This window comes from Sphingomonas sp. OTU376, assembly GCF_038440415.1.
In the GTDB taxonomy this organism is placed as follows: Bacteria; Pseudomonadota; Alphaproteobacteria; order Sphingomonadales; family Sphingomonadaceae; genus Sphingomonas; species Sphingomonas kyeonggiensis_A.
The window spans coordinates 9,983-26,757 of record NZ_JASATQ010000069.1 but is presented as its reverse complement, the minus strand read 5'-3'; the positions used below and the strand labels follow the sequence as shown (position 1 = coordinate 26,757).

Sequence of the window (16,775 nt, the reverse complement as noted above, 5' to 3'; positions counted from 1 at the left end):
CCGCCGCCCCCCCCCCCCCCCCACCCCCCCCCCCCCCCCCCCCCCCCCCCCCCGGGGGAACTAGGGGGCCGGGAGCAGGAAGGGCGGCCTACCCCCTCAATGCTTGTCCTCGGCCTTGCGATAGGTGTCGTGGCACGCCTTGCACGTGCCCCCAACCACCGCGAACTGCGCCGCGAAGCCCGGCTTGTCGCCGGCACGCGCCAGGTCGGCGAGCTTGGTCGCGGCCGCCGCATAGTCCGCTGCTTTCGCCTCGAACCCGGCCCGGTCGCTCCACACGGCGGGCAGCGCCTCGGACGGTGCGCCGCCGCTGCCGGCGGGGAACATGCCGGGCAGCGCGCTCGCCCAGCGCGACAAGGCGCGCGCGGCGAAGCCCAGGGTCTTGGGATCGTCGCCCCGGTCGACGCCCGCCTTGATCTGGCCGAACAGCGCGCCGGACATCAGGAAGGCCGCCTTGCGCCCGGCGATCACCTCCGCGTTCGGATCGGCGGCGGCAGGCCGCGCGCGGCTGGCGGGGGCGGTGGCGGCGAGGCTGGTGAACAAAGCGGCGGCGGCGCCGAGTGCGAGCATGGACGTGCGCATTGGATGGGCTCCCTTGGTCGGAGGCGCACAGGCTAGGCCCACCCGGAAGCCCGCGCAACGGCCGCGCAAACCTCCTCCATTATGGAGAGGGTTGCCGCCGAAACGGACCGGGAATCGCCTATCGTGCCGGGCGTGGCAGAAGGCGATGCTCCTCGGGTCGAATATGCATGCGAGCGTTGCGGCGGTGTTGCCGTCACCCGCGACGCCTGGGCCGAATGGGACGCCAGTTCCCAGGCCTGGGTGCTCAGCGAGACGTTCGATTTCGCCTTCTGCCACCAATGCCACCGCGAGACCCGGCTGCTGGCGCGGATCACGCGGGGGGAGGGCTCTTCCTAGTTCCCCGGCGAAGGCCGGGCCCCAGTTTCGGCGCAGCTGGTTGGGAAGGGCAAGCCTCTCGAAATCGGCTCGCGACAGAGTCCGCCCGCTTGCAATGTAGGACTTCGTCTGGCTGGCTGAAGCGGCCGGCTTGGCGGCCGGCCGCTCCTTGATATCGTCGGGAAGGCGGGGCTCAGCCCATCAGCTCGGTGGCGTCGAGCTGCCACAGGACGAACGCCATTTCGTCGGCGGCTTCCTTCAGGCTTTCCCAGCGGCCCGACTTGCCGCCATGGCCGGCGCCCATGTTGGTCTTGAGGACCAGCACATTGTCGTCGGTCTTGGTGGCGCGCAGCTTCGCCGCCCATTTCGCGGGCTCCCAATAGGTGACGCGCGGGTCGTTGAGGCCGCCCGAGATGAACAGCGGCGGATAGGCCTGGGCGGTGACGTTGTCGTAGGGGCTGTACGAGCGGATCAGCGCGAAGGCCGCGGCGTCCTCCACCGGGTTGCCCCATTCGGGCCATTCGCCGGGGGTGAGCGGCAGGCTCTCGTCGAGCATGGTGTTGAGCACATCGACAAAGGGCACGTCGGCGACGACGGCGGCCCAGAGCTCGGGGTCGGAATTGACCACCGCGCCCATCAGTTCACCCCCCGCGGACCGCCCTGCAATCGCGATCCCGCCCGGATGTGTGAATCCCTCCCCTATCAAGCCCCGGGCGGAATCCACGAAATCGTTGAACGTGTTTGTCCGCTTCTCGAGCTTGCCGTCGAGATACCATTGCTGCCCCAGGTCATCACCACCGCGGATATGCGCGATGGCAAAGGCGACGCCGCGGTCGAGGAACGAGATGCGGCTGGTCGAGAAGCCGGGCGGGATGGCATAGCCATAGGCGCCATAGGCATAGAGATAGAGCTTGCCGCTGCCGTCCCTGGGGAAGTCCCTGGGGTAGACGATCGAGACCGGAACCTGGGTGCCGTCACGGGCGGTGATCTTCAGCCGCTCGGTGCGGTATTTGCTCCCGTCATAGCCCGACGGGATCTCCTGCACCTTGAGCGTCTCGAGCTCGCCGGTGGCGACGCTATAGTCATAGACGGTGCCGGGCGTGACCATCGACTCATAACCGATGCGCAGCTTGTCCATGGCATATTCGGGATTGTCGCCCAGCCCCGCGACATAGCTCGCCTCGGGGAATTCGAGGCGGACCGGGGCGATGGCGGGGTCGTAGCGGTGCAGCTCGATCTGATCGAGCCCGTCCTCGCGGCCCTCGACGATGAAATAGTCGGCGAAGCAGGTGACGCCGGTCATGTAGAAATGGGCGGACGGTGCGATCCGCTCGATCCATTCGCCGGGGCTGTCGACCGAAGCGGTCATCAGCCGGAACTGCGGGTCGATATCGTTGGTGTGGATGAACAGCGTGCCGTCATGCTCGTCCACGTCATATTCGCGGCCCGGCTTGCGCGGGGAGACGCAGACCATTGGCTTCGAGGGGTCGGCGGGGTCGAGCAGATAGACTTCGCTCGTCACATGGTCGCCGGTCGAGATCAGCAGATACTTGCGCGACTGGGTCTCGCCCACGCCGACGCGATAGCCCTCGTCCGCTTCCTTGTAGAGCTCGACATCGCTGTCCACCGGCTCGCCGAGCACGTGCCAGCGGGCATTGTCGGTCCGCCAGTTCTCATTGGCCAGCCCGTAGAGAAAGCCCTTGGAGTCCGCGGTCCAGACGATCTCGGAGAGCATGCCCGGGATCACGTCGGGAAGCAGGTGGCCGCTCTCCAGATCCTTCACCCGGACCTCGAACCGCTCGGAGCCATTGTCGTCCACGGCATAGGCAAGCAGCTTGCCGTCGGGGCTCACCGAAAAGGCGCCGAGCCGGAAATACTCCTTGCCCGCGGCCAGTGCCGGTTCGTCGAGGATCATCACATCCTCGCCGCCATTCACATGCCGGCGCCACCAGCGCGGATATTCGCCGCCGGTCTCGTAATCGGTCCAGTAGAACCAGTCGCCGTCCTTCTGCGGCACGGTCGATTCGTCTTCCTTGATCCGCCCGCGCATTTCCGTGAACAGCGTATCGGAGAGCGGCTTCAAGGGATCCATCACCGCTTGGAAGAACGTGTTCTCCTCCTCGAGATAGGAAAGCACGTCCTTGTCGGTGACGGTGGGATAGGCGGGGTCCTTGAGCCAGGCCCAGGGGTCCTCGATCGTGACTCCGTGCGCGGTGAAGCTATGCGGGCGGGTAGCGGCTACGGGCGGCTTGGGAAGATCGGTCATCGCGTCTTCCTAGCGCCCGCCCCGTCGTCAGGCCAGCGCCGCCGCGCGCCGGCGCACCAGCTTGGGGCTGAGCACCATCGCGAGACTGACCAGCGCCATCGCCGCGGCGGCGAGCGACACTGCCGGATAGCCCATCCCCTCGCGGATCACTTCGCCGCCCAGCGCCGCGCCGATCGCATTGCCCAGGTTGAATGCGCCGATGTTCATGGCCGAGGCGAGGTTGGGGGCTTCATGCGCGGCGTCCATCACCCGCATCTGCAGCGGCGGCACCAGGGCAAAACTGGCAGCGCCCCAGAGCGGCATCAGCACGATCGCGACCGGCAGCGAGAACATGCCGAAGGCGAAGGCGACCAGCAGCACCGCCAGCGCCGCCGTCATCGTGATCAGTGCGCCTTCCACCGACTTGTCGGCATAGCGCCCGCCCAGCCAGTTGCCCGCGGTCAGGCCGATGCCGAAGATCACCAGTGCCACCGTGACCCAGAAGGTCGAGGCATGCGCCGCCTCGCGCAGGATCGGTGCGATATAGGTGAACACGGTGAACATCGCGCTGAACCCGACCATGGTGAGCGCGAGCGCGAAGAGCACCGGGCCGCGGCCGAGCACGCGAAGCTCGGCCATCATGTCGGCGTCCTTCTCGGCCGGGAGGGCGGGGACGAACAGGCGCAGCGCGATCATCGTCACCACGCCGATCGCCGCGATCGCGCCGAATACCGCACGCCAGCCGATCGCCTCGCCCGCCCAGGTGGCGAGCGGTACGCCACCGATCGTCGCGATCGTCAGGCCCATGAACATGGTCGCGATGGCACCCGCGCGCTTCTCGGGCGCCACCAGGCCGGCGGCGACCACCGATCCGACGCCGAAAAAGGCGCCGTGATTGAGGGAGGTGACGATCCGGGCAGCCAGCAGCATCGCGTAGCTGTCGGAGAAGGCGGCCATCAGATTGCCCAGCGTGAAGATCGCGGTCAGCGCGATCAGCAGCGTCCGGCGGGGCACCCGCCCGGTGGTCAGCGTCATCAGCGGCGCGCCGATCAGCACGCCGATCGCATAGGCGCTGACCAGCAGGCCGGCGGTGGGGATCGACACACCCAGGTCGCCTGCGATCACGGGCAGCAGGCCCATGGGGGTGAATTCGGTGACGCCGATGCCGAAGGCACCGATGGAAAGCGCAGTGAGCGCGAGGCGGGGACTCATGGATGCAGCTCCGATTTGTGCGGCAACACAAATGGACTGGCGCTCATGCTTCCGGTAGGCGCCTGAAAGGCGAAACATCTGTGCATTGGATTCATGAATGACGCGCGCCATGACCGATCGCTCGGGCGAAATGGAGATCTTCGTCACCGCCGTCCGCGAAGGGAGCCTCTCCGCTGCCGCGCGCCGGCTCGACCTGACCCCTTCGGCGGTCAGCCGTGCGCTCGGGCGGATCGAGGCGCGGCTGGGCGTGCGGCTGATCACCCGCACCACCCGCCGGCTGGCGCTCACACCGGAGGGCGATGCCTATCTCCATGCCGCCCAGCGCATCCTTGCCGATATCGCCGAGGTGGAGGAGGAGCTCGCCGACCAGGCTTCGCCGCGCGGGCGTCTCCGGGTAAGCGCGGCGCTGGCCCATGGCAGGCTGGTGATCGTGCCGCTGCTCGGCGAATTCGTGACGCGCCATCCCGGGATTCTCGTCGATATCAGCCTGAGCGACACGCTGGAGGATGTCGCCGGCGGCCGGGCCGATGTCGCGATCCGCTTCGGCCCGCTGGCGGACAGCGCGCTCACTGCCCGCAAGATCGGTGAGACCGGGCGCTCTATCGTCGCCGCCCCGGCCTATCTCGCGCGGATGGGCACGCCGCAGCTTCCCGAGGACCTCCACGAGCATAATTGCCTCAACTTCAACTTCCGTCGCGCCGAGCCGGTCTGGCCGTTTCGCCGCGACGGGCGCGACTATGCGCTGCCCGTGGGCGGCAATATCGAGGCGAACAATGGCGAGACGCTTGCCGAGCTGGCGCTGGCGGCGGTCGGCATCGCCAGGGTCGGCACCTTCAGCGTGGTGCAGGATATCGCCGCCGGGCGGCTTGTCTCCCTGCTGGAGCCGTTCAACCCGGGCGACCGCGAGGACATCCACGCGGTCTATGTCGGCGGCGCCACCCGGCCGGCCCGGGTGCGGGCGTTTGTCGATTTCCTGGTGGAGAAGCTTGGACGCTAGCGATCGGGCCGGTCGTACAGCTCCCAGACCTGCTCGCCGGTGACTATATCGGCATAGGGCCGCCCGCTGGCATCGCGGCTTGGCGCATAGCGGAAGCGCTTCTGGATCAGCCGGCACGTGGTCGCGTCGAGATCCGCATTGCCGCTGGATCGCGTCACCTCGCAGTCGGTCACCCGGCCATTGACCCCCACGGTGAAACGCAGGCCGACAGTGCCTTGCGCGCCCGCACGTGCTGCCGCCTTGGGATAGTCGCGTCCGGTGATGTCGCCCTCGAGCAGCCGCAGCACGGTGCCGCCGCCACCGCCCGCGCCATCGCCGCGCCCGCCGCTGCCGGTGCCATCGCCGATCCCGCCCGATCCCGTGCCCGGGCCGGCGATCGGCGCATTACCCGAACTCGCATCGCTGCCCTGCGCCGGGATCGTCGCGGCGGGAATCGGCTGGGGGAGGGGCGTCTTCACCGGCGTCGCCACCTCGGTGGCGCGGGAGGTCTTGTTGGGCGGGGAGGCCTTGCCTTCCTCCTTGGGTGCATGGGGCTTGGGGGCGGGGGGCTTTTCGGGTTCCGGCGGCGGCGGTGGCGGCAGGGTGAAGTCGACCAGCTGCATGGATGGGTTCGGCACGATATGCAGGCGCACGCCCAGCCCGCTGACCAGCAGCCACAGCAGCAGTGCCACGAAAGCGAGCGCGCCCGCTGCGCTGCCCAGCCGCTCGCGTGGAGTCGGGATTCCGCCGCCTGTCATGCCCGTCCAATGCGCCGCATCCATCGAACGATCCCATGAACACCTTGTTGTTTTCAGTTCATGCAACCGCGCGGCACCCAGGCAAGTTGTTGCTGCATCGAATCAAGGAAGGGATGGAAATCATGCGTAAGCTCATTGCGGCCACTGCCGCTCTCGCGCTGGCCATGCCCGTCGCAATGCCGATCGAGGCGGCGCAGGCCCAGAGTCACTACAAGGGCAAGAGCTCGAAGAGCCGGACCTATTACAAGAAGTGCCGCCGCTCCCCGGGCCATGCCGGTCTGATCGGTGGTGCCGCGGTCGGCGTGCTCGCCGGCCCCGCGATCATCGGCCACGGCCTGCTCGGTGCGGCGGTCGGCGGTGTCGGCGGCGCCTTTGGCGGCCGCGCGATCGATCGCACGATCAGCGCCAAGCATCGCTGCTATTACGTCCGCCGCTAGGGCCCGATCGGCCAAGCCTAGGTGGAACGGCCCCTGGCGGTCACCGGCCACGCGCCGGTGACCGTCTCGCCCGCCACCAGCCAATAGCGGTCATAGAGATTCACCGTCGGGTCGCAGTGCGGCGGAACGAGCGTAACGCGTTCCGCCAGGCCCGGCAGTGCTTCCCCGAACAGTGCTCCCTGCTCGTCGCCCATGAAGGCGTAGCGCGCGGAGCCTGACAAGGGCACGGGCACCCCGGCATCGGTGGCGAAAGACTTCAATCCCGCATCGATCGTCACCATGCCGGGCGTGTTCGCGCTGACCACGGTGGAATCCACCCATAGCGCCTGTTCGAAGCTCGGCCCCGCCAGTTCGCAATCGCGATATTCGCGGTCGAGGAAGATGTAGCTGCCCACCTGCAGCTCGGTCAGCACCCCCAGTTCAGCATCGATCGGGAAGGTGCCGGTGCCGGCACCAGTCACTATTGGGATATCGAAACCCGCTGCTGTCAGCGCCGCCAGCACGGTGCGCAGATAGTCGGTCTTCTCGACAATCGCCGCTTGGCGATCGGCAAAGACCGCGATGTGCTGCTCGGAGCCACAATAATATTGCACCCCACCGAGCGCGAGCCCGGACTCGACGATGGCGGCCGCCAGCATCACCGCCGCTTCGGGGGACGTCACGCCGGTGCGATGCTTGCCTGGATCGACATCCACGAACAGCGTCGCTCCGCATCCGGCAAGCGCTCGCACCGCGTCCGGATGATCCGCCACCACCGACAGCCTGATCTTCCCCGCCAGTGCCGTCAGGCGCGCGATCCCGTCCCTGGTCACCACGGGCGAGGTCAGGTGGATGTCGCCCACGCCCTCGGCCGCCAGCGCTTCGGCCTCGCCCAGCTTGGCGCAGCAGATGCCGACCGCGCCCGCGGCGATCTGCCGCTTCGCGATCTCGCTGCTCTTGTGCGTCTTGGCATGCGGCCGGAGCGCGAGGCCCCTCGCGCGGGCGAATTCGGCCATCGCCGCGATGTTGCGGTCCATCGCCGCCACGTCGAGCAGCAGGGCGGGGGTGGCCAGGTCGGCGCGGGGCAGGGGGAAATCGCTCATCGCCTTCGACTAGCGCAGGATGTGACTTTTGCCGAATATCGGCGCAAAGCAGCCCCATAGAGTCCAGCAATAGAGTATATCCCATGTCCAGCTATGCCGATCGCCTCAAGGCTCTTCGCGAGCAGCTGAAGCGCGACCGTCTCGACGGCTTCGTCGTGCCGCTCACCGATGAGCATATGTCCGAATATGTCGGAGCCTATGCCCAGCGCCTTGCCTGGCTGACCGGCTTCCAGGGGTCGGCCGGCACCGCGGTGGTGCTGCCGGAGGAAGCGGCGATCTTCACCGACGGGCGCTACACGATCCAGGTCCGCCAGCAGGTCTCGGCCGATCACTGGGAATATGTCGGCGTGCCGGCCACCAGTGTTTCGTCCTGGCTCGGTGCCCATGCGCCCGATGGCGGCCGCATCGGCTATGATCCCTGGCTGCACACGCGCGCCTGGGTCGAGGAAGCTCGCAGGGCGCTGGCCGAGAAGGGCGCCGAGCTGGTCGCGGTCAACACCAATCCGATCGATGCGGTGTGGCCGGACAAGCCCGCTCCGTCGGATGCGACGCTCGCTGTCCAGTCCGACGACCTCGCCGGCAAGTCTTCTCCCGCCAAGCGCGCCGAGATCGCCGACTGGCTGGCCGAGCGGAAGGCGGATGCCGTCGTGCTCTCCGCACTCGATTCGATCGCCTGGGCATTCAACATCCGTGGTACGGACGTGAGCCACACGCCGGTCGCGCTCGCCTATGCGATCGTCAACGCCGACGGCACCGCCGATTTCTTCGTCGCGCCGGAAAAGGTGACCGACGAAGTCCGCCAGCATCTCGGCAACGCGATTCGAATCCATGACCGCACCGCCTTCGCCCCAGCGCTCCAGGGCTTTGCTGGCAAGCGTGTCGCCGCCGATCCGGGCAGCGCCGTCGCCGCGGTGTTCGATGCCCTCGACGCCGGCGGTGCCAAGGTGCTGGCGCTGCGCGACCCGGTGATCCTTGCCAAGGCGATCAAGAACCCGGCCGAGATCGCCGGGCAGAAGGCAGCCCAGGCTCGCGACGGCGCCGCGCTCAGCCGCTTCCTGAAATGGTTCGAGGAAACCGCACCGCAGGGTGGCCTCACCGAAATGTCGGCTGCCGACAAGCTCCAGTGGTTCCGCGAGCAGACCGGCGTGCTCAAGGACCTGAGCTTCGACACCATCTCCGCCACCGGCCCGAACGGGGCGATCCCGCACTACAAGGTCACCGACGAATCGAGCCTGCCGATCGAGCTCGGCCAGCTCTATCTCGTCGATTCGGGCGGGCAATATGCCGACGGCACCACCGATGTGACGCGCGTGATGCCGGTGGGCGAGGCGAGCGACGAGATGAAGGACCGCTTCACCCGCGTGCTCAAGGGCCATATCGCCATCGCCACCGCGATCTTCCCCGACGGCACCACTGGCGCCCAGCTCGACAGCTTCGCACGCCGCCCGTTGTGGGAAGTCGGGCTCGATTACGGGCACGGCACCGGCCACGGCGTCGGCTCGTACCTCTCGGTCCATGAGGGGCCGCAGCGCATCGCCCAGCCCTATTATCCGGGTGGCCAGAGCCTTGAGCCGCTGCGCGAGGGCATGTTCCTGTCGAACGAGCCCGGTTACTATAAAGCGCAGGAATTCGGCATCCGGATCGAGAACCTGGTGCTGGTCACCAAGCAGTTGATTTCGGGTGCGGAACAACAAATGCTGGGGTTTGAGACGCTGACGTTCGCGCCGATAGAGCGAACGCTGATTAAACCATCTTTGCTAACCGAGCAGGAACGCAGCTGGCTTGATAGTTATCATGCTGAAGTGCTGCGGATTTTGGGCCCGCAGCTGGGCGGGGACGAGTTGGTATGGTTGGAAGCGAAGTGCGCGCCCATCGGGTGATGTGGTTCCTGGCAGGTGCGGTCACGATGGCGATGTATCTCGTCGGGCCGCACGCCATTATGCGCAACGCCTATGATACGGCTCAGGGCTTGTCGCTCTGGTTCGGCTCGCTCTGAGGGGTGGCCGGATCGCCGGGCAGGTCGCTGGTAGCGGCCTGCTCGCGCGCCTGCGCCTTGCGCCTGCGCAGATTGGCCCGCAGCGCCTCCGCTAAACGGGCCTGTTTTTCCGCATTGCTCATTTTCCTGCGATAAACCGGCCATTAGCAGGTTGACAATCGCCCGCACCCAAGCACATAGGCGCCTCCCGCTTGGGACCCGGCGCTGCCGGATCGTTCGGGCGAGTGCTGCCGTAGCTCAGTGGTAGAGCGCATCCTTGGTAAGGCTGAGGTCGTGAGTTCAATCCTCACCGGCAGCACCATTTTCCCGAAAATCGAAATGGAAGATCCCACCCCCTTGGGGGGAGAGCCGGTCAGCGGCGGACGATCTCGCCGTCTTCCTTGACGAATTCCGCCGGCGCGCGGTCGAGCAGCTCCAGCACCACTTCGGAAGGTCGGCACAGTCTGGTGCCCTTCGGCGTTGCCACGATCGGCCGGTTCACGAGAATCGGATGGGCGACCATCGCCTCAAGGAGGGTCTCTTCCGAAGTCGCGGGATCGAGCAGCCCCAGCTCGGCGGCCGGCGTGCCCTTCTCGCGCAGCACGTCGCGTGGCGTCGCGCCCATCGCCGCCAGCAGGCCGAGCAGTTGCGCGCGTTCCCAGCCGGCGGTGCGATATTCGACGACCTGCGGCGCATATCCCGCCGCCTCGATCATCGCGAGCGCGTTGCGCGAGGTACCGCAATCGGGGTTGTGATAGATGGTGATCGGGAAACTGCCGGTCATCGCACGCACTCCTCTTCGTAAAGCCATGGGAATGTCGCCATCGCCGCGAGCGCGCCGGCAAGCTGCGCCGCGATGAACAACGGCACCGAATGCGGGGCGATGCCGGCAAAGGTGTCGGACAGGCTGCGGGCGATCGTCACGGCTGGATTCGCGAAGGAGGTCGACGCGGTGAACCAATAGGCGGAGACGATGTAGAGCCCGACGGCCATTGGCGTGAAATCCGGCCGGGTGCGCCGGGTCGCCAATATCGTGCCGATCAGGCCGAAGGTGGCGATGCATTCGGAAAGGCCCTGGGGAAAGCCGTCACGCGCCTTTCCGGACAGCTGCAGGATCGGCTCGGCGAACATCGCATGGGCCGCCCATGCGCCGAGGATCGCGCCCGCGAGCTGGGCAACGACGTAGAGCATCGCGAGGCCCGCGCTGGTCTCGCGCAACAGCAGAGCCGCCAGGGTGACGACCGGATTGAAATGAGCGCCCGATATGGGGCCGAAAATATGGATGAGAACAATCAGCCCGGCACCGGTTGCAAGGGTGTTCCCGAGCAGCGCCACGGCCTGGTTCCCGCCCGCGAGCCGCTCGCCCATGATGCCGGAGCCGATGACGATCGCGAGCAGCATGGCCGTGCCCATGCCCTCGGCAAGCAGGCGACGGCGCAGCTTCATGTGCAGCAATCGGTGCTCGCGGCGAGATCGCCCAGCGTGCCGCATATCTCCGGACGCCCCGCGCAGCAGTCGGCAACCAGGAAGCCAAGAAGCTGCCGCATGCCATCATAATCGGCGGAATAGATCACCGATCGGCCGTCCCGGCGCGATCCGATCAGCCCGGCATTGCTCAGGATCGTCAGATGCGTCGAAAGCGTATTGGGAAGTGCGCCGATCTCGCGCGCGATGTCGCCCGCGGCCATGCCATCCGCACCCGCCCGCACCAGCAGGCGGAATACGGCGAGCCGATTGGCATGGGCGAGGGCGGACAGTGCCTCAACGGCGACGGGCAACTGCATCAGCAACACGCCCTGGCGGTCGGGATCATCTCATCCTCGCCATAGGCGGTCGCATCGCCATGGGTGAAGAACGTCTCCCAGCGCACCCCGGCCGTGTCCGTCACCCAGGACTTGTCGGATTTCGCGTAGCAGCAGGTGGTCGCTTCCTGGTCGAAGGTCGTGGCGCCGGCCGCTTTCAGCCGTCCCGCGAGCTCGCCCAGCGCATCGGCGCTATCGACCTGGATGCCCACATGATCGACGCCGGTGGCGCGGCTGCGCGCCGAGATCGCGAGGTTGACCCGCGGATCCTCGAGCATCCACTTGGCATAGTCGGCCTTCACCACCGTGGGCGGCGCATCGAACAGGGTGCCGTAAAAGGCAATTGCCTGATCGAGGTCGGGAACGCTGATGTGCAGGTGCAGGCGCTTCATGGCTGCGGTCTCCAATGGTTCGATATTTCGACTATTCCAGAAATATCGATTCGACAAGAGCCGCATCAGAAGGCGAACAGGTCTCCCATTCGCGGTTCGCGCTCCAGGAATTCCGTGATCGTGCCATAGACCGCATCGAGATCGGCATCCTCAATGCAATAGGGCGGCATCACATAGACGGTGTTGCCCAGCGGCCGCAGCAACACGCCGCGCTCCATCGCGAACGCCTTTAGCCGGGTGCCGACCGAATTGAGATAGGTCGATTCGCTGCCCCCGATCTCGGCGGCGACGATCGTACCCAGTCGGCGCGGATTGCGGATCAGCGCGTGGGTGGCGAGCCGGTCGAGCCGGTCCTGCTGGCGGTCGCCGAGATCGGCGATGCGGTCGAGCACCGGCTCCTCGCGCCAGATCGCCAGATTGGCGTTGGCGGCGGCGCAGGCGATCGGATTGGCGGTGTAGCTCGACGAGTGGAAGAACATCCGCGCGCGATCGTCGGACAGGTGCGCTTCGAAGATCGGTGCCGTTGCCATCGTCACTGCCAGCGGGATCGCGCCGCCGGTCAGCCCCTTGGACAGGCAGAGGATGTCGGGCACCACACCCGCCCGCTCGCAAGCGAGCAGCGTGCCGGTGCGCCCCCAACCGGTCATCACCTCGTCGGCGATGAAGAGGACGTCATGCGCCGCGCAGATCTTGCGCATCTCGGCGAGCAGGCTGGCCGAATAGAATTTCATGCCGCCTGCGCCAAGCACCAGCGGCTCGACCAGCAGCGCGGCCGGCTTCTCGCGGCACTGTGCTTCGAGCGCGTCGAGCACGGCCTGGCTCTGGCCCGGCTCGGGAAAGGGGATGGTCTCCACGTCGAACAGCAAGGGCTGATAGGGACGGTTGAACACGCCGCGCGCGCCGACCGACATGCCGCCGATCGTGTCGCCGTGATAGCCATGCTCCATCACGACGATGCGGTGGCGGGGCTCGCCGCGATTGTCCCAGAAGCCGAGCGCCATCTTCAGCGCGACTTCGACGCTGGTCGAGCCGCTGTCCGAATAGAACACATGCTGCAGCGGCTCGGGCGTGATCCGCACCAGCTCGGCGGCCAGCGTTTCGGCGGGCTCGTGGGTCCAGCCGGCGAAGATGATCTGGTCCATCCGCCCCGCTTCTTCGGCGATCGCCGCCATGATGCGTGGATGGCAATGCCCATGCGTCGTCACCCACCAGGACGAGATCGCATCGACGTAGCGGCCGCCGTCCGCCGTGTGCAGCGCCGCGCCTTCGGTGCGCACCACCTGCGGGATCGGCTCGCCCAGCCCGTGCTGGGTGAAGGGGTGCCAGATGGGCGACGTCATGCAGTGAAGTCCGAAAGGTCGAATGCCTCGGCAAAGGCGGCCTTGAGGGTGGCTGCGTCGAGCGGATCGAGGATCGGCAGGCGGCCAAGCCGGCGGACCTTGCCGATCGCCGCGATCGTCGCCTCGCTGTCTTCGTTCGCCTCGCCGACAAAGGCCACGCCCAGGATCGGCACGCCGCGCGACCGCAGCGCCTCGATCGACAGCAGGCTGTGGTTGATCGTCCCCAGGCTGGTCCGCGCGACCAGCACGGTCGGCAGCTGCCAGCGCGCGAACAGGTCCGCATAGAGCAGCTCGCGCGTCACCGGCACCAACACGCCGCCTGCGCCCTCGATCACCAGCGGATCGACGACCAGGGGATCGCGTGGTGGCGGGGTCAGCTTGTCCGGATCGATCACTACGCCATCGATCTCGGCGGCGAGATGCGGCGAGCAGGGCGTGGTCAGGCGATAGGCTTCAGGAAGCACCACCGCTGCGGTCAGTGCGGCGATCCGCTCGCCGTCGCTGCCGCCGTCGAGCCCGCTCTGGATCGGCTTCCAGTAGCTCGCGCCCAGCGCCCCGGCCAGGCCAGCGGCGAAGATGGTCTTGCCGATATCGGTATCGGTACCGGTGACGACTATTCGCAAGTGAGTTCTCCAAGTGCCCGGGCGAGCGCGGCGATATCGTTCTCGTCGACATTGAGCGTCAAGGAAATGCGCAGGCGGGACGTGCCCGCTGGGACAGTCGGCGGCCTGATGCCGCGCACATCGAAGCCCAGGCGCTGCAGCTCCGCCGCCATCGCCATGGTCCGTGCATCCTCGCCGATCACCAGCGGCAGGATCTGCGATCCCGTTGCCTGCACGCCCGCCGGCGCGAGCAGTGCTTCGGCGCGTGCGACCAGCGCATGCAGCCGATCCCGGCGCGCCGGTTCGGCGATCAGCTTCAGGGCTGCACTCACCGCCGCCGCCATCAGCGGGGAGGGCGCGGTCGAGAAGATGAAGGCCCGTCCGCGATTGACCAGGAAATCGCGCACTATTTGGGGCCCGCAGAGCAGCGCCCCCTCACAGCCCAGAGCCTTGCCGCAGGTGTGCAGCGTGATCAGGTTCTCGCGCCCGGCCAGCCCGGCGGCCAGCCCGCGCCCCCGGTCCCCGAACACGCCGGTCGCGTGCGCTTCGTCGACCACCAGGATGGCGCCATGCCGGTCGGCAAGCGCGGTGAGATCGGCGAGTGGCGCCTGGTCGCCGTCCATCGAATAAAGGCTCTCGACGGTGATCCATACGCGGCCGGTGCCACCGTCGTGCCGCCAGTCCAGGATCGCGTCTTCGAAGTCGCCGACGTCGTTATGCGCCGCGCTGCGTGCCTCGGCCCGGCTCAGCCGCATGCCTTCATGCGCGCTGGCATGGATCAGCGCGTCGTGCAGGATCAGGTCGCCGCGCTGGGGCAGCGTGGAGAGCAGGGCCGCATTGGCCGCATAGCCGGTCGAGAAATAGAGCGCGCTCTCCGCCCCGAAGAAGGCGGCGGCGTCCGCTTCAAGCTGCTCGTGCGCCGCATGGTTGCCGCGCAGCAGCCGCGATCCGCCAGATCCGATCGGCACGCCGGCATCCATCGCCGCGCGCACCGCATCCGTAAGTGCGGGATCGGCGGCCAGGCCGAGATAGTCGTTGGAGGAGAAATCCCGCCCGGCCCGCACGGCAAGCTGCCGGGCGCGGCTGCGCGCCGCCAGTTCGGAAAGGTCGCGTCGCTGGTCTTCGAAGAACGCCATTCCGGGCCCCATAGGCGCAACCGGGGCGATCGGCCAATGTCCGGCTTGTCCCTGCAGGATATTGGTGTATTATGTAATTAATACACATGGGAAAGATATTATGCAGCGCTCCTTCATCGGCGCGAGTGGTCGGCCCTTCGGAACGGTCGCCGCGCTGTTCTGCCTGTTGCTGACGGTCGCGCTGATCGTCCTCGGCGATGTCGCGCATGATCTCGCGGGTGGGGCGCAGCCCTTCTCGGCGATCGCACGCGGCAACCTCGAACCTGCCCGTGACTATTGGGGATTGCTCCTCGCTGTGGAGATCGTGCGCTGCGTGCTGGCCGGTGCGCTGCTGCTGGCGATGCTCACCCTGGCGGGGCCGATCGGCCCGCGCACGATCGGGCGCGATGCGGCGTTGCTCGCCGGGATCGCCGGCGTCTTTTGCCTTGTCGTCACCGCGCATTTCTCGATCGAGGCGGCTGCCCTGCTCGGCCAGGGTCGCGTATCGCCCCGCGGCGATCTGGTCGCCGCGCTCACCCTGCTCGGCCATGCCGGTGTAGCGCTCTGGGCGACGCTCACCGTGCGCGAGGCGCGCGCCGCGCGCAGCCTGCCTGCCTGGGTACAGCTTGCCGGGCTGCTCTTCGCGGGCCTTGCCATCATCTCCGGCTTTTCGCGCCCCTTCCTCGAATTCGCGGCGTTCGCCGGCATTCTCTGGTGGGCCGGCGTCTTCCTCACGCTCTATCGCCCGGAGGACAGAACCCTGCGCTGACGCCTTGCAACCGCGCGGCGTTTCCCCGATCACGCCGCCAAGCAAGGAGTAAGCCCCATGAAGACCCGCGCCGCCGTCGCCTTCGAAGCGAAGAAGCCCCTCGAAATCGTCGAGCTCGACCTCGAAGGCCCCAAGGCCGGCGAAGTGCTGGTCGAGATCATGGCGACCGGCATCTGCCATACCGACGCCTACACGCTGGACGGCTTCGACTCGGAAGGCATCTTCCCCTCGGTGCTGGGCCATGAAGGCGCCGGTGTGGTCCGCGAAGTCGGCGCGGGCGTCACCAGCGTGAAGCCGGGCGACCATGTGATCCCGCTCTACACGCCGGAATGCCGCCAGTGTAAGTCGTGCCTCTCGGGCAAGACCAACCTGTGCACCGCGATCCGCGCCACCCAGGGCAAGGGCCTGATGCCGGACGGCACCACGCGCTTCTCGTACAAGGGCCAGCCGATCTACCATTATATGGGCTGCTCTACCTTCTCGAACTTCACCGTGCTGCCCGAGATCGCCGTGGCGAAGATCCGCGAGGACGCGCCCTTCCAGAGCAGCTGCTATATCGGCTGCGGCGTAACGACCGGCGTCGGCGCGGTGATCAACACCGCCAAGGTCCAGGTCGGCGACAATGTCGTGGTCTTCGGCCTGGGCGGCATCGGCCTGAACGTGATCCAGGGCGCGCGGCTCGCTGGTGCGAACAAGATCATCGGCGTCGACATCAACCCCGATCGCGAGGAATGGGGCCGCCGCTTCGGCATGACCGATTTCCTCAACTCCAAGGGCATGAGCCGCGAGGATGTAGTCGCCATGATCGTCGCGATGACCGATGGCGGCGCCGACTATACTTTCGACGCCACCGGCAACACCGAAGTGATGCGTATCGCGCTGGAAGCCTGCCATCGCGGCTGGGGCACCAGCATCATCATCGGCGTGGCCGAGGCGGGCAAGGAAATCAGCACCCGCCCGTTCCAGCTGGTGACGGGCCGCAACTGGCGCGGCACCGCGTTCGGCGGCGCCAAGGGCCGCACCGACGTGCCCAAGATCGTTGACATGTACATGACGGGCAAGATCGAGATCGACCCGATGATCACCCACGTCATGGGCCTAGAGGACATCAACAAGGGCTTCGACCTGATGCATGCGGGCGAGAGCATCCGCAGCGTGGTGGTCTTCTAAGCGAAG

The 16,775-nt window shown here is 67.2% G+C and carries 19 protein-coding genes and 1 tRNA gene; 7 read left to right on the top strand and 13 right to left on the bottom strand.

The genetic code is table 11. The features are described 5' to 3' along the window. Positions 1–96 precede the first annotated feature (96 nt). Complete coding sequence (locus AAHM44_RS21010; protein ID WP_184161418.1) at positions 97–579, bottom strand: c-type cytochrome; 483 nt, start codon at positions 577–579, stop codon at positions 97–99. A gap of 123 nt (positions 580–702) precedes the next feature. Here AAHM44_RS21010 and AAHM44_RS21005 point away from each other — a divergent pair, with 123 nt between their 5' ends. Further along, complete coding sequence (locus AAHM44_RS21005) at positions 703–915, top strand: hypothetical protein (RefSeq protein ID WP_184161415.1); 213 nt, start codon at positions 703–705, stop codon at positions 913–915. 172 nt (positions 916–1,087) lie between these two features. Here AAHM44_RS21005 and AAHM44_RS21000 read toward each other — a convergent pair whose 3' ends face one another. Beyond that, entirely contained in the window at positions 1,088–3,160 is a 2,073-nt protein-coding gene (locus AAHM44_RS21000) for a S9 family peptidase (protein ID WP_342251204.1), read from the bottom strand. 27 nt (positions 3,161–3,187) lie between these two features. After that, entirely contained in the window at positions 3,188–4,351 is a 1,164-nt protein-coding gene (locus tag AAHM44_RS20995) for an MFS transporter (RefSeq protein WP_184161409.1), read from the bottom strand. Positions 4,352–4,448: 97 nt separating this feature from the next. On the opposite strand from AAHM44_RS20995, the gene AAHM44_RS20990 reads away from it, so the two are divergent. Beyond that, a complete protein-coding gene (locus AAHM44_RS20990; RefSeq protein WP_342251203.1) occupies positions 4,449–5,348 on the top strand; it encodes a LysR family transcriptional regulator in 900 nt (299 codons plus the stop codon). On the opposite strand, the gene AAHM44_RS20985 is transcribed toward AAHM44_RS20990, so the two are convergent. Further along, positions 5,345–6,109, bottom strand: a complete 765-nt coding sequence (locus AAHM44_RS20985; RefSeq protein WP_342251202.1) for an energy transducer TonB — start codon at positions 6,107–6,109, stop codon at positions 5,345–5,347. The two genes, AAHM44_RS20990 and AAHM44_RS20985, sit on opposite strands and share 4 nt — an antisense overlap. A 98-nt stretch (positions 6,110–6,207) precedes the next feature. On the opposite strand from AAHM44_RS20985, the gene AAHM44_RS20980 reads away from it, so the two are divergent. After that, a complete protein-coding gene (locus AAHM44_RS20980) occupies positions 6,208–6,522 on the top strand; it encodes a hypothetical protein (protein ID WP_184161401.1) in 315 nt (104 codons plus the stop codon). A 17-nt stretch (positions 6,523–6,539) separates the two neighbouring features. Here the strand turns inward: AAHM44_RS20980 and AAHM44_RS20975 are convergent, their stop codons facing one another. Continuing rightward, positions 6,540–7,604 (bottom strand): DSD1 family PLP-dependent enzyme, encoded by a 1,065-nt coding sequence (locus tag AAHM44_RS20975; RefSeq protein ID WP_342251201.1) that lies wholly within the window; start codon positions 7,602–7,604, stop codon positions 6,540–6,542. An 83-nt stretch (positions 7,605–7,687) separates the two neighbouring features. Between AAHM44_RS20975 and AAHM44_RS20970 the strand changes: the two genes are divergently transcribed. Beyond that, the gene (locus AAHM44_RS20970) at positions 7,688–9,484 is read left to right on the top strand and encodes an aminopeptidase P family protein (protein WP_342251200.1); all 1,797 of its coding nucleotides are present in this window, start codon (positions 7,688–7,690) and stop codon (positions 9,482–9,484) included. Between the two features lie 82 nt (positions 9,485–9,566). Here AAHM44_RS20970 and AAHM44_RS20965 read toward each other — a convergent pair whose 3' ends face one another. Beyond that, complete coding sequence (locus tag AAHM44_RS20965; RefSeq protein ID WP_342251199.1) at positions 9,567–9,722, bottom strand: hypothetical protein; 156 nt, start codon at positions 9,720–9,722, stop codon at positions 9,567–9,569. 104 nt (positions 9,723–9,826) lie between these two features. Here AAHM44_RS20965 and AAHM44_RS20960 point away from each other — a divergent pair. Next, positions 9,827–9,901: transfer RNA gene (locus AAHM44_RS20960), tRNA-Thr, on the top strand. Between the two features lie 51 nt (positions 9,902–9,952). Here AAHM44_RS20960 and arsC read toward each other — a convergent pair. The 7 genes from arsC to AAHM44_RS20925 all read right to left on the bottom strand — a co-directional run bounded on the left by arsC (position 9,953) and on the right by AAHM44_RS20925 (position 14,851). Further along, positions 9,953–10,363 carry an arsenate reductase (glutaredoxin) gene (arsC, locus tag AAHM44_RS20955; protein WP_269573861.1) on the bottom strand — a complete coding sequence of 137 codons (411 nt, stop codon included), beginning with the start codon at positions 10,361–10,363 and terminating at the stop codon, positions 9,953–9,955. Continuing rightward, on the bottom strand, positions 10,360–11,025 hold the full coding sequence (locus tag AAHM44_RS20950) for an MIP/aquaporin family protein (RefSeq protein WP_342251198.1): 666 nt from the start codon (positions 11,023–11,025) through the stop codon (positions 10,360–10,362). Before AAHM44_RS20950 ends, arsC begins: the two co-directional genes overlap by 4 nt. Further along, positions 11,022–11,363, bottom strand: a complete 342-nt coding sequence (locus tag AAHM44_RS20945) for an ArsR/SmtB family transcription factor (protein WP_342251197.1) — start codon at positions 11,361–11,363, stop codon at positions 11,022–11,024. The genes AAHM44_RS20950 and AAHM44_RS20945 overlap by 4 nt, the downstream gene beginning before the upstream one ends. After that, positions 11,363–11,773 carry an ArsI/CadI family heavy metal resistance metalloenzyme gene (locus AAHM44_RS20940; protein ID WP_269573864.1) on the bottom strand — a complete coding sequence of 137 codons (411 nt, stop codon included), beginning with the start codon at positions 11,771–11,773 and terminating at the stop codon, positions 11,363–11,365. The genes AAHM44_RS20945 and AAHM44_RS20940 overlap by 1 nt, the downstream gene beginning before the upstream one ends. Positions 11,774–11,838: 65 nt before the next feature. Beyond that, positions 11,839–13,113 (bottom strand): adenosylmethionine--8-amino-7-oxononanoate transaminase, encoded by a 1,275-nt coding sequence (locus AAHM44_RS20935; protein ID WP_342251196.1) that lies wholly within the window; start codon positions 13,111–13,113, stop codon positions 11,839–11,841. Continuing rightward, entirely contained in the window at positions 13,110–13,736 is a 627-nt protein-coding gene (gene bioD, locus AAHM44_RS20930; RefSeq protein WP_342251195.1) for a dethiobiotin synthase, read from the bottom strand. Before bioD ends, AAHM44_RS20935 begins: the two co-directional genes overlap by 4 nt. Further along, the gene (locus AAHM44_RS20925) at positions 13,727–14,851 is read right to left on the bottom strand and encodes an 8-amino-7-oxononanoate synthase (protein WP_269573867.1); all 1,125 of its coding nucleotides are present in this window, start codon (positions 14,849–14,851) and stop codon (positions 13,727–13,729) included. The genes bioD and AAHM44_RS20925 overlap by 10 nt, the downstream gene beginning before the upstream one ends. Before the next feature lie 100 nt (positions 14,852–14,951). On the opposite strand from AAHM44_RS20925, the gene AAHM44_RS20920 reads away from it, so the two are divergent. Both AAHM44_RS20920 and AAHM44_RS20915 read left to right on the top strand, forming a co-directional pair. Further along, complete coding sequence (locus AAHM44_RS20920; protein WP_342251194.1) at positions 14,952–15,599, top strand: hypothetical protein; 648 nt, start codon at positions 14,952–14,954, stop codon at positions 15,597–15,599. Between the two features lie 57 nt (positions 15,600–15,656). Next, a complete protein-coding gene (locus AAHM44_RS20915; RefSeq protein WP_269573869.1) occupies positions 15,657–16,769 on the top strand; it encodes an S-(hydroxymethyl)glutathione dehydrogenase/class III alcohol dehydrogenase in 1,113 nt (370 codons plus the stop codon). Positions 16,770–16,775: the final 6 nt, after the last annotated feature.